8 protein-coding genes are annotated in these 12,861 nt (G+C 63.1%); 4 read left to right on the top strand and 4 right to left on the bottom strand.

Features of this window, described 5'->3' with window-relative positions; genetic code table 11:
- Window positions 1-67: 67 nt before the first annotated feature.
- Window positions 68-2,845, top strand: a complete 2,778-nt coding sequence (locus A7X12_RS02780) for a TonB-dependent receptor (protein ID WP_064310125.1) — start codon at window positions 68-70, stop codon at window positions 2,843-2,845.
- 268 nt (window positions 2,846-3,113) lie between these two features.
- On the opposite strand, the gene A7X12_RS02785 is transcribed toward A7X12_RS02780, so the two are convergent.
- The 4 genes from A7X12_RS02785 to A7X12_RS02800 form a co-directional block, all read right to left on the bottom strand.
- Entirely contained in the window at window positions 3,114-3,866 is a 753-nt protein-coding gene (locus tag A7X12_RS02785; RefSeq protein WP_064310126.1) for a 3'(2'),5'-bisphosphate nucleotidase CysQ, read from the bottom strand.
- The gene (gene cysN, locus A7X12_RS02790) at window positions 3,848-5,761 is read right to left on the bottom strand and encodes a sulfate adenylyltransferase subunit CysN (protein WP_064310127.1); all 1,914 of its coding nucleotides are present in this window, start codon (window positions 5,759-5,761) and stop codon (window positions 3,848-3,850) included. Before cysN ends, A7X12_RS02785 begins: the two co-directional genes overlap by 19 nt.
- On the bottom strand, window positions 5,761-6,681 hold the full coding sequence (gene cysD, locus A7X12_RS02795) for a sulfate adenylyltransferase subunit CysD (RefSeq protein ID WP_064310261.1): 921 nt from the start codon (window positions 6,679-6,681) through the stop codon (window positions 5,761-5,763). Before cysD ends, cysN begins: the two co-directional genes overlap by 1 nt.
- A gap of 119 nt (window positions 6,682-6,800) precedes the next feature.
- Window positions 6,801-8,117 (bottom strand): UDP-glucose dehydrogenase family protein, encoded by a 1,317-nt coding sequence (locus A7X12_RS02800; RefSeq protein ID WP_064310128.1) that lies wholly within the window; start codon window positions 8,115-8,117, stop codon window positions 6,801-6,803.
- Window positions 8,118-8,698: 581 nt separating this feature from the next.
- Between A7X12_RS02800 and A7X12_RS02805 the strand changes: the two genes are divergently transcribed.
- From A7X12_RS02805 to A7X12_RS02815, 3 genes are all read left to right on the top strand, one after another.
- Window positions 8,699-9,943, top strand: a complete 1,245-nt coding sequence (locus A7X12_RS02805) for a putative bifunctional diguanylate cyclase/phosphodiesterase (RefSeq protein WP_232318295.1) — start codon at window positions 8,699-8,701, stop codon at window positions 9,941-9,943.
- The gene (locus A7X12_RS02810) at window positions 9,940-12,405 is read left to right on the top strand and encodes a tetratricopeptide repeat-containing sensor histidine kinase (RefSeq protein ID WP_157105485.1); all 2,466 of its coding nucleotides are present in this window, start codon (window positions 9,940-9,942) and stop codon (window positions 12,403-12,405) included. Before A7X12_RS02805 ends, A7X12_RS02810 begins: the two co-directional genes overlap by 4 nt.
- Window positions 12,406-12,474: 69 nt before the next feature.
- Complete coding sequence (locus A7X12_RS02815; protein ID WP_064310130.1) at window positions 12,475-12,861, top strand: response regulator; 387 nt, start codon at window positions 12,475-12,477, stop codon at window positions 12,859-12,861.

Raw genomic sequence — 12,861 nt, forward strand, 5'->3', positions numbered from 1 at the left:
GCTTCGCTAGCGGCTGCGGCGACCGGCAGGGACATGCTGGCACCAATATCCAGCGAAGGACATACCAATGGGACACTGGAACAAGCGCATCGCGCTGCTTCTGGGCGGGGGCACGGTCGCGCTTCTCGTACAGGCAAACGCACTCGCCGCCACGCCGCGGGAAGACAACATCACCACTTTGACGCCGGACACCGATGACCAGTCGCGCGAGCCCGAGACGATCGTCGTCACCGGCCAGCGCGCTGCGATCAAGACGGTGCAGGAGGAACAGGTGAAGAGCGCCTCGCTCGTCACCATCGTCTCGGGCGAGGAACTGCGCGCGCAGCCGCAGCAGAACCTGGCCGACCTGCTTACCCGTCTGCCGGGCCTCAATTCCTCGGTCGACCAGTCGCGCAATGCCGCGTCCACGGGCGAAGCACAATATCTCTCGATCCGCGGCCTCGACACTGCCTACAACGCCTATGAGCTCGACGGCGTTCGCCTGGCACAGACGGATGCGCGCACCCGCGCCATCTCGATGAACCTGTTGTCGCCCTTCGCGCTGTCCGAAGTCCGCGTCGACAAGGCGCCGACCGCGGCGCAGGACGGCGACGCCATCGCCGGCGTGATCGACCTGCGCACCGCTTCGCCCTTCGATTTCGGTGCGCACCATTTCCAGATCCGTGCGCAGGGCCAGATCGCCGGCCGCGCCGCCGCGCGCGACCAGGACCCCTGGGGCGGCACGATCGCGCTCGAAACCGCGCAGCAGTTCGGCAATTTCGGCATCTATGCCTCGGGCTATTACGGCAAGAAGAACATCTTCAGCGAGTCGGTCGCGATCCACAAGGATTACACTAAGCAGAACGGCAACCTGCCGGGCGCCATCCGCGACAACCTCGCCAATGCGGTGCCGGTCGGCGTCGAGTGGAACATCTTCCAGAACAAGATCGAGCGCTTCGGCGGCACGGTGAACCTGGAATGGAAGGGCGACAGCACCGATCTCTACGCCCGTACCACCTATGGCGAGTACCGCCTGAAGAACTGGATGGACCAGACCGCCGCGCGAAGCGTGGGGCTGACGGCCGGCCAGACCAACCCGAACGCCGGCAATCCGCTTGGGTCCAACTACGACGCTGCCGGGTATCTGGCGCTCTACGGCCTCGGTGGGACCAACTATTTCCGCACCGAGCACAGCAACCAGCGCCTGTTTACCACCAAGCTGGGTGGCGAGAGCCGGCTGGGCGACCTGACGCTCGACTATAACGGTGCCTATTCGCGCGGCGCGACCAGCTACCCGCTGCGCATTCAGGCCAAGTGGGGCAGCCCCACTTATATCGGGCCGAACGCTACGGGGCCGGCGACCTACAAGCTGATCACCAGCCTCGCCGATCGCACCAACCCGCAGGTGCTGCTGAGCGACCAGGCGCGCGCGACGATCACCAATCTCGATACCTTCACCCAGAGCTACACCACCGCGCAGTTCGAGGATTCGTGGGAATCGAAGCTGGAGGGCCGGTTGGACGGCACTTGGCGCTTTGGCGATCACGGCTTGTCCTCGATCCAGGCCGGCGGCAAGTACGAAGCGTCCAAGCGCTATTCGAACAGCCTGGGGGATGACGGCGCGCTGGAATATGACTTCACCGCCAACGATCCCAACATCACCACGCTGACCTCCGTCCTGGGCAAGCGGCTGAACGGCTTCATGAACAATGTGCAGGTGCCGTTCTACATCCCCGATCATGCTTGGATCGAAGCACAGAACGCCAAGCTGTCGCTTTCGAAGCTTCCGGGTATCGATCCCGTGCTGCTCGAACAGAACCGACTGGACGGCAAGGAGCATCGTGCCAGCGGCTATATCCTTGCCAATTTCAGCTTCGGCGGCCTGACCATCACGCCGGGCGTGCGCTACGAGCACAATTGGTTCCACGGCCGCTACTGGCAGGACAATGGCAAGACCGCGGGTTTCACCACCAGCGCCCGCAGCTACGACGAGTGGCTGCCGAGCCTGATCGCTTCCTACCGCCCGGGCGACAACACCGTATATCGCTTCTCCGTGCGCAAGAGCTATTCGCGCCCGGCGTTCGATCTGCTGCTCGGGCCGACGCAGATCACACGCGACGACAGCAACAAGATAACGTCGATCTTCGTTCCCAATCCGAACCTCGACGCGGTCGAAGCATGGAATGTCGACACCTCGGTCGAGCACAAGGGTGCGGGGACCGACATGTTCTCCGCGGCGCTCTACTACAAGCGTCTCAATCACGTGATGTTCTCGACCGGCTCGACCAACCAGACGGGCGACCTGAACGTTTGGACTTCGCCGAACAGCCAGCTCTCGCCTGACGGTGTGGAGATCGACACGCTGGATACCAGTGCGAAGGGCAGCGTGTACGGCGTCGAACTGTTCGCGCGGTACAGCCTGAAGGGCCTGACGGGCGTGCTCGACGGCCTGGGGTTCCAGGGCAACGTCACGCTGCAGCGGGCGGATGCGACGGTCTATGTGTCGAACGGCTATCGTCGCCAGCGAATGCCGCAGGCGCCGCAGGTGATGTTCAACACCGAACTGTTCTGGGTGCATGGCGGCTTCAACGCCGCGCTGAACTACAACTACACCGGCAACAAGCTGTACGACCTGCGCTCGTCGCAGCCGGACACCTATGTCCAGCCGGTCTCCACGATGAACGCGATCCTCAGCTACACGCTGAACCAGCATCTCACCGCCGGTGTGTCGGTGCAGAACCTGCTCGATTCGCACAGCTATTGGGCGACTGCGGGGGTCGGCAAGGCACTGCTCTCGGTGGATCGCAAGGGCGGCTATGTCGAGGTGGGCCGCACCTATATGCTCAACCTGTCCTACGCGTTCTGAACAAAAAGGCCGGTCCGCCAAGGGAGGGAAGCGGGCCGGCCCATCATGCGCAAGCAGTTCTCTCAAATCGGAAAACAAGTCGGCGCTCCGCAGGGGGATCGGTTTGCAGAGCGCCGACTTGCTCCAAAATGGCTTTGCCCTGCGTCAGTTCAGGGCTGGCCTATACGCGGTTACCGGCGAAGAGAGCGGGGGGAAGCGCTATCGTTCGCATGGCCTGCGTCTAGAGTATCGCTGCAGCCGCGAACATTCGGGGCGAGCCCGATCCGGGTTAGCCCGTAACGCTTTCCCAACGATTGCACCCGGCCACGGCCGCCAATACCGGCGCGGCCCATTCGCGCCGGCAGATCAGTAGATCGGGCACGCTGGTGCTCGCCTGATTATAGACGATCGGCGTGCCATCGATACGTGATGCGTGTAATCCCGCTGCCAGCGCTACCGCTACCGGGGCGCAATTGTCCCATTGGTGCTGGCCACCGGAATGCAGGTAGATCTCCGCTTCTCCGCGCACCACCGCCATGGCCTTGGCGCCTGCCGAGCCCATGCCGACATGCACCGCGCCGATCGAGCTACCTACCTCGGCACAAAGCTGGCTGGCACGCGTACGGCTGACGAGCATGCGCGGCGGCTGCTGCGCGGGAGCCAGGGGGGGCGGCGTATCGCTCGCCAGTGTGACGCCAAGTCGGGGCAGCGCGACCGCACCGACCGAAGGAGCGCCGTCGATCGCCAGCGCGATATGCACTGCCCAATCCTCGCGGCGCTCGGCGAATTCCCGCGTGCCGTCGAGGGGATCGATGATCCAGACCCGACTGCGCGTGAGCCGGACCGGATCATCCGCTGACTCTTCGGATAGGATGGCGTCCTCGGGTCGCGCAGCGCGCAGGCGATCGAGGATCAGCATATTGGCTTCCCGGTCGCCCCGCGCCCCGCCGGCGCAATCCGCCTGGATGCGGAGCAGCAGCGCGCCGGCTTCCTCAGCGATGGCGTGGGCCAGTTGGGCGTCGTTCACAGCACCGGGCTCCATACGCCCATGATCGCCTCGACGATCTGTTCGGCGGCTTCCTCGGGCGTCGTCCGGGTCGTGTCGATACGGAGCTCCGGTGCCAGCGGCGGCTCATAGGGGCTGGAGATGCCGGTGAAGTTGGCAATTTCTCCGGCGCGGGCCTTTTTGTACAGGCCCTTCACGTCGCGGCGCTCGGCCTCTTCGATGGGTGTGTCGACGAAGATTTCGAAGAACTCGCCTTCAGGCAGCAGCGCGCGCACCATAGCCCGCTCCGCGCGGAACGGGGAGATGAAGGCGGTCAGCACGATCAGGCCGGCATCTGTCATCAGCTTGGCAACTTCGCCGATGCGGCGGATGTTTTCCACCCGGTCCTGATCGCTGAAGCCGAGATCGCGGTTCAGCCCGTGGCGGATGTTGTCGCCGTCCAGCAGGAAGCTGTGCTTGCCCAGCGCGTGCAGCTTCTTCTCGACCAGGTTGGCGATGGTAGACTTGCCCGATCCGGACAGCCCGGTGAACCAGAGCAGACGTGATTGCTGGCCCTTTTGCTGGGCATGCGCCTCGCGCGTGATCTCAACCGCTTGCCAATGGACATTCTGCGCGCGGCGCAGCGCGAAATCGAGCATGCCGGCGCCGACCGTCGCGTTGGTCAGCTTGTCGATCAGGATGAAGCCGCCGAGATCATGGCTCTCCGCATAGGGCTCGAATACGATCGGGCGGTCGGTTGCGATTTCGGCCACGCCGATGTCATTGAGCGCCAGCGTCTTGGCCGGCGCGCGCGCCATCGTATTGACGTCGATCGCATATTCAGGTGCGCGGACGACGGCGCTGACCATCTGGGTACCAAGCTTGAGCCAATAGGCACGGCCTGGCAGCAGTTCGGCAGCGTCCATCCAGACAAGCGTGGCCTTGAACTGGTCGGCAGTCTGGGGCGGAGCGTCGGCGGTAGCGATCACGTCGCCGCGCGAGCAATCGACTTCGTCCGCCAAGGTTAGGGTGACCGACTCGCCTGCTACGGCAACGTCCCTGTCTCCGTTCATCGTAACAATGCGGGCGAGGGTGCTGGTGCGACCGGAGGGCAGGATGCGGACAGGGTCACCGGGCCGGATGGTGCCGCTCGCGATCAGACCCGCGAATCCGCGAAAGTCCAGATTGGGCCGGTTCACCCACTGCACCGGCATGCGAAACGGCTTGATGCGATCTAACTCAGCATCGACATTCACGGCTTCGAGATGGTCGAGCAGCACCGGGCCGGAGAACCACGGCATCGCGTCGCTGCGCGTCGTGACGTTGTCGCCCTGAAAGCCGGAGATCGGGATGGGCGTGAAATGCTGGATGCCGATCGAGTGGGCGAATTCTGCGTAGGCGGCGACGATGCGCTCGAACGCAGACTGGTCGTAGTCCACCAGATCCATCTTGTTCACGGCGACCACCAGATGCCGAATGCCCAGCAGATGCGCGAGGAAGCTGTGTCGCTTGGTCTGGGTGAGCACGCCCTTGCGCGCGTCGATCAGAATCACGGCGAGATCGGCGGTCGAGGCGCCGGTCACCATGTTGCGCGTATACTGCTCATGGCCGGGCGTATCGGCGACAATGAACTTGCGCTTCTCGGTTGCGAAGAAGCGATAAGCAACATCGATGGTGATTCCCTGCTCGCGCTCGGCGGCGAGGCCGTCGACCAGCAGCGCGAAATCGATCGCTTGGCCCTGGGTGCCGACGCGCTTGGAATCACTCTCCAGCGCGGAGAGCTGGTCCTCGAAGATCTGTTTCGAATCATACAGCAGCCGGCCAATCAGCGTCGACTTGCCGTCGTCCACCGATCCGCAGGTGAGGAAGCGCAGCAGCGATTTGTGCTGGTGCAGTTCGAGATAGGCCGAGATGTCGGAAGCGATCAGCGCGTCGGGGCGGTAGGCGGTCATCAGAAATACCCGTCCTGCTTCTTCTTCTCCATGCTGGCGGCCTGGTCGTGGTCGATCGCGCGGCCCTGGCGCTCGCTGGTGGTAGTGAGCAGCATCTCCTGGATCACGCTCTCCAGCGTGTCCGCCGTACTCTCCACCGCGCCGGTGAGCGGATAGCAGCCAAGCGTGCGGAAGCGGATCGACCGCTCGACCGGTACTTCGCCGGGGTGCAGCCGGAAGCGCTCGTCATCGACCATCAGCAGCATGCCGTCGCGCTCCACCGTCGGGCGGGGGGCGGCAAAATAGAGCGGCACGATCTCGATGCCCTCGGCGAGGATATACTGCCAGATGTCGAGCTCGGTCCAGTTGGAGAGCGGGAACACGCGGATGCTTTCGCCTTTGGCCTTGCGGGCATTGTACATGCGCCACAGCTCGGGCCGCTGGTTCTTCGGGTCCCAGCGATGGCTGGCGGTGCGGAAGCTGAAGATACGCTCCTTGGCGCGGCTCTTCTCCTCGTCGCGCCGGGCGCCGCCGAAGGCCGCGTCGAAGCCATATTTGTCGAGCGCCTGCTTCAACCCTTCCGTCTTCCATAAATCGGTGTGGAGGCCGCCATGGTCGAACGGATTGATCCCGCGCGCCTTGGCGTCGGGATTCTGGTGGACCAGCAGCTCCATGCCGGCGGCTTTTGCCGAGCGCTCGCGCAATTCGTACATCGCCTTGAACTTCCAGGTCGTGTCGACATGGAGCAGCGGGAAGGGCGGGGGCGCGGGATAGAAGGCCTTGCGCGCCAGGTGGAGCATCACCGCGCTGTCCTTGCCGATCGAATAAAGCATCACCGGGCGCTCGGCCTCGGCGACGACTTCGCGCAGGATGTGGATGCTCTCGGCCTCAAGCCGCTGAAGATGGGTCAGCGGGGCGGGCGACGCGGTCACGGAATCCATATTGCTCATTTGCAGCATGGAAAGGCATGTAAAAAGCCCTTGGGGGCAGCGCGATCTAGTTATTGTTTATCGCGGCATACCCGCCCCCGGCCGATCCTGCGGCGGGGGCGGATAGGAGGTCAGTCGCGGCTCGGCTTGCCGACGCCGGTGTATTGCAAGCCCGCGCGCTCGAGTTCGGCCGGCGGGTAGATATTGCGCAGGTCGACGAGGACCGGCGCCTTGAGACTGTTCTTGATGCGGTTGAGATCAAGGGCGCGGAACGCATCCCATTCGGTCACGATCACCAGCGCGTCCGAGCCTTCGGCCGCCGCATAGGGATTGGCGACGAACTCGACGTCGGTGAGCATCTTGCTCGCCTGCTCGACACCTTCCGGATCATAAGCCTTCACCGTCGCGCCGGCGTCCTGCAGTGCGGCGATGATCGAGAGGCTCGGCGCGTCGCGCATGTCGTCGGTGTTGGGCTTGAAGGTCAGGCCGAGGATGCCGACGGTCTTGCCGCGCACGTCGCCGCCCATCGCCTTGATGACCTTGCGGCCCATGGCGCGCTTGCGGGCATCGTTCACCTGCACGGTGGCTTCCACGATGCGCAGCGGCGTCTCGTTGTCGGCCGCGGTCTTCATCAGCGCGAGCGTGTCCTTGGGGAAGCACGAGCCGCCATAGCCGGGGCCGGCGTGCAGGAATTTGCCGCCGATGCGGTTGTCCATGCCGATGCCGCGCGACACTTCCTGCACATCCGCGCCGACTTGCTCGCAAAGGTCCGCGATCTCGTTGATGAAGGTGATCTTCACCGCGAGGAAGGCATTGGCCGCGTACTTGATCAGCTCGCTGGTGCGGCGACCGGTGAACAGCACCGGGGCTGACTGGTTGAGCGACAACGGGCGGTAGATCTCGCGCATCACCTGGCGGGCGAACTCGTCCTCAGTGCCGACGACGACGCGATCCGGGCGCTTGAAGTCTTCGATCGCCGCGCCTTCGCGCAGGAATTCGGGGTTTGAGACGACCTTGGCACCACTGTTCGGGGCAACCTCGGCGATGATACGCTCGACCTCATCACCGGTGCCGACCGGCACGGTGGACTTGGTGACGATCACGCTCGGCTTGGTGAGGTTTTCGGCGATTTCGCGTGCAGCCGCGAAAACGTAGGACAGGTCGGCATGGCCGTCGCCGCGGCGGCTGGGCGTGCCGACCGCGATGAATACCGCGTCGGCATCCTTAACGCCTTCGGCAAGATCGGTGGTGAACGACAGGCGGCCCGCCTTCACGTTGCTGGCGACCAGCGCGTCCAGACCTGGCTCGTAGATAGGCATGACGTTCTGGTGGAGCAGCTCGATCTTCCGCGCGTCCTTGTCCACGCAAATGACTTCATGGCCGAAGTCCGAGAAGCAGGCTCCGGATACCAGGCCTACATAGCCCGTGCCGATCATCGCAATACGCACGATTTTCCCCTGTGCCGAGAGAGCTGTTTCCAGCGGTGTTGGAGGCTCTTAGCCGAACCTAGCGTGACCGCAACCCACGGCAGCGCAGCCAGGCAGGCGGGATCTGCGCCGGAAAATAAAAAGGCCCGCGGGGGCGGGCCTTTTCGTCAACCTGCTTTCGGTCGGCGGCATGACACCGCCGACCTCCAGTCACGTGCGTCAGAGCGGACGAATCTCGGTGCCGCCGACGCCGTTACGGAAGAAGAGGGTGAAGAAGGTCATTTTTTTGGCTCCCATTTCTGCGCTGTTCCGCGCAAGTCATTTCGTTAATGAAAAATTTAGAATTTCGCAATTGGGGATTCTGCGGAGGCCGTCGTACGCGGGCGCGGCGGAGAAGGCATTTACCTTTCCTTCAATTGTTTGTCGTAATCGGTACCGTGCAAGGATTCTGGGGACATTTCGGGGTTGATGCTCGAGCCTGCTGGCGGCGAAAACTCGTCGCAAATGCCGGTTTTTGGGCGGATTCCCGAAGGGGGCAGTAGTTTTTAGCGAATCTGTCCTTTATTCGGTTGGGAGCCGGGCAGGCGGCGGGAGGGCATTCGGTGAGCCAACGGGTGAACGTTTCGGCATTGTGCCGTGTGACCAATTTCGAGACAGTGCGCCGACTTCTCGGAAAAGTTGGCGTGCATGCTGCAGCCGAGGCCCTGGGCCAACGAATCGCAGATCGTAACGATGGTGTCGAACTCATCGGCGTGGGGCGCGATCTGATCGAGTTTCACTTGAGTGTTCCGTACGGCGAGGACGCGATGTCTCGGGTAGAGGCGCTTGGCCGTGCGCTCGCACAGCAGCAGGACCCGGCCGCGGGCGTTCAACTGGAATTCGCAATCGGCGCCGCCTGCGCTTCGGCCGGGGACGCGGATCCCCTCAGGCTGCTTGAGGTCGCGGAAATCGCGCTGGAACGCAGCGACGACGACAATGGTCTTGAACTTATCGACCTTTCCTCGATCGACCGCGCGGTCGATCGGCTTACGCTGATCGCGGACCTTCCGAGAGCCATCGCCGCCGGCGAGATGTTCCTGCACTATCAACCGAAGGTCAATGTTCGCCAACAGCGGGTGGCAAGCGTCGAAGCATTGATCCGTTGGCAGCATCCGGAGCGTGGACTGGTGATGCCCGGCGATTTCATCGCTGCGGCGGAGGAATCAGGGCAGATCGGGCCGCTGACCCTGTGGACCTTGCGCCAGGTGATCGCAGATCAGCGCCGGCTTGCCGCGCTGGGCCACGATATTCCGCTGTTCCTCAACATTTCGGGCATGTTGCTCGCAAATGCGACGTTCATCGACGAGGTCTGCGAGATCATCACGGCCAACCCGGCTGCGAAGCTTGGCTTTGAGATCACCGAGACGGCAGTCATCCGGGATCCCGAAAGCGCGATCCGCCATCTGCAGCAGTTTGCCGATCACGGTGTTGTTCTCGCCATCGACGATTATGGCGCAGGCTTGTCCTCGCTCGCCTATCTCAAGCAGCTCCCGGCCAAGGAGCTGAAGATCGACAAGATGTTCATCACCCAGCTGACCTCCAGTCATCGGGACCCGTTGATTGTGCGATCGACCATCGATCTTGCGCATGCCCTGGAAATGGAAGTCACCGCAGAGGGCGTGGAAACGCCCGCCGCGCTTGCACTGCTCAGCGTCATGGGCTGCGATCTGATCCAAGGGTATCTGATTTCCCGTCCAGTGCCCTTTGCCGCGCTTTGCACCTATTTGGGTGAGCAGGATCAGCTCGTCGAGACGATGACGAGCCGGCCGGTGTTTCTCCGGGCGGGAAGTTCCTGGACCCGGGCGTGAGCGGCCGCTCCGCCAACTGCCTTATCCGTGCGGTTTCCGCGCTGTCCCTGCTTGTTTGTGGGATAGCAGAGGGCAAAGCCCAGCAATTGCCGAAGGATGTTGCAGTGGCCGTGGCAACCGCAAGGGATCGGGTTGTCGACCAATCTGCCGACGCGGTTCCACTCATCGACCGCATCGACGGGATGGCCTCCGGTGTAGCCGATCCGGCGCAGCGTGCGCTCGTGCACGGAACGGCACTCTGGCTTCGCGCTGAACTGCAATTGCGCAGCGATCAGCTAGCGGCGGCGCATACGTCGCTCCAGCAGGCGCAGCACGTTGTTGAGGCCATCGATGGTCCTGTCCGGTTGAAAGGCGATCTTCTGGTCTCGCTTGGCAACCTTTACATGACGCAGGACAAAGCCGCAGATGCGCTTTCTGCCTTCCAGCGCGCCTACCGCGTGTATGAACAACTGCATGAAGTCCGAAGTCAGGCGCTAGCGCTGCAATCCATCGGTTCCCTCTATGCTATCGCGAACGACGACAGCCGGGCCGAACGGTATTTTCGTCAGGCTTCGTTGCTCTATAGTGCCGATGACGTTCTCTCGCTGACGTTGCACAACAGCCGCGGCAACGTCCTTCTCGTGCTCGAACGCTATCGGGAGGCCGATGCCGAGTATGAAGCCGCGATCGCTTTGGCACGCAAGTTGGGCAAGCCGATGCTGGAAGCGCGCGTGCTGGACAATCTGGCGCGCAGCCAGGTCGAGGCCGGCAACGTCGCTGCTGCCAAGATCACGCTGGACCGCGCATTTTCCATCGCGAGGGGCCGCGAGGCTGCCGGTCTTCGCCGCCTACTCAATGCGACCGCGGCGCAGCTGGCGAACGAAGAGGGCAAAAAAGCACAGGCGGTTGCCAAGATCGGCCAGACCTTCAAGGGACTGGATCTCGATACCACCACGCAAGATTTTCGAACGCCCCATCTTTTCGCCTATCTGATTTACCGCGAACTGGGCGAAGACCGGCTTGCTCTGCGGCATCTCGAGGCGCTGAAACGCCTCAGCGACGAATCCGCCAAGGTGGCGACTACCAACAGCGCGGCCCTGATGGCGGCACGGTTCGATTTCGCGAACCAGGAACTCACCATCCAGCGGCTTAAAACGGAGCAGTTGCGCAAGGCCGCGCATTTCCAGCGCGTCCTGTTCCTCTCGCTCGGGCTTGCAACGCTCATCGTCATCGTTCTGCTCAGCGTTGGATTGTTCACCATCCGGCGCAGCCGCAACCAGGTTCGTGCGGCAAATACGGTTCTTGCCGGTACCAATGCCGCGTTGGAGAAGGCCTTGCTTGCCAAGACGGAATTCCTGGCGACGACCAGCCATGAGATCCGCACCCCGCTGAACGGCATCCTCGGCATGACCCAGGTGATGCTGACTGACCGCGGGCTGGCGCCGGATCTGCGCGAGCGGCTGGAGGTCGTGCAGGGCGCGGGGCTGACGATGCGGGCCCTGGTCGACGACATCCTGGACGTCGCGAAGATTGAGAGCGGCAATCTCAGCGTCGATCCCGTGCCGATGGACTTCCGCGCGCTTGCCGAAGAGGTTGCGCGTCTCTGGACCGATCCGGCGCGTGCGAAGGATCTGGCCTTCACCACCGAACTTGAGAACGCGCCAGACTGGATCGTCAGCGATCCAGGTCGTTTACGCCAGCTGCTGTTCAATCTTCTTTCCAACGCGCTCAAGTTCACCGCGCAGGGCGCGATCGGAATGCGTGCCGAGGTGGCGACCTTGCCGGATGGTGAAGCCGAGCGGCTGCGCCTGACGATCTCCGACACCGGCATCGGCATCGCCCCCGAAAAGCTGGAGGAAGTCTTCGAGAGTTTCCGCCAAGCGGATTCCAGCACCACGCGGCAATATGGCGGCACGGGCCTTGGCCTCACCATATGCCGGAACTTGGCGCGGGCGCTGGGTGGCGAGATTTATGTGGCAAGTACGCTCGGCAAGGGCTCTTCCTTCACGCTGGATATTCCGCTGGTTCGCGCGCAGCCCCCGGCCGAGAGCGCTGCTCTCGCTGGCGACGGCGCAGGCGTCCTTATCCTCGAGCGGAACCCGATCACCCGGGCAATGCTGCGTAGCCTGTTCGAAGCGGTTGCAGAGCGGGTTCGCTTTGCCCAGACGGTTGATGAAGCCTTGCAGTTACTCGAATTGGAAGAGTTCGCGGCGCTGGTCATTGACGAGGCCGCGCTCTCAACTGCAACGACCAATAAGTTGGAAAGCATTGCAACTCTCTGCAGGGCGCAGCCCCATCTCCATTCGACGCTGTTGTATAGCGGCGGCGAGGTGATCGAAAATGCGCAATTTCTGGACGCCGGCCTAACACAGATGATAGAAAAGCCGATTGCGGGAGCGGAATTGGTGCAGCGTGCTGTACCGACGTCCGCACGGAAATCTGCTACGATAGGGAATGACCCGCTTGTTCCGCAGGCGGCTTAGGGCGATAATACACCTCGACATGGAAACTTTGGCCGGAACGCTGGTGTCTGCCCGGAAGGGTGCGCTTCGATGAACATCCTGTTCATCGAAGACGATCCGATGAACCGGCGTGTCGTGAAAGATATGCTGGACGTGGCCGGGGCGACCATGGCGGAGGCAGCCTGGGCGGAAGAGGGGCTCGCGCGGATCGACGCGGAGACGTTCGACATCATCCTGGTCGACTTGCGCATGCCTGGCACCGACGGTTTCGAGACGATACGCCAGATCCGCGCGCGTCCGGACGCGAAGGCGGCATTGCCGATCATCGTCGTCACCGCGGACACCGCGATCGATCTGCGCGAGCGCTGCCTGGCGACCGGCGCGGACGACGTGCTGTTCAAGCCGGTGGCGATGGACGCACTGTTCGATGCGATCGGGCGCGTGCTGGCGAAACGCGGTGGGGCGATCCTCGCCTGA

The organism is Sphingomonas sp. TDK1 (genome assembly GCF_001650735.1).
Lineage (GTDB): Bacteria > Pseudomonadota > Alphaproteobacteria > Sphingomonadales > Sphingomonadaceae > Sphingomonas.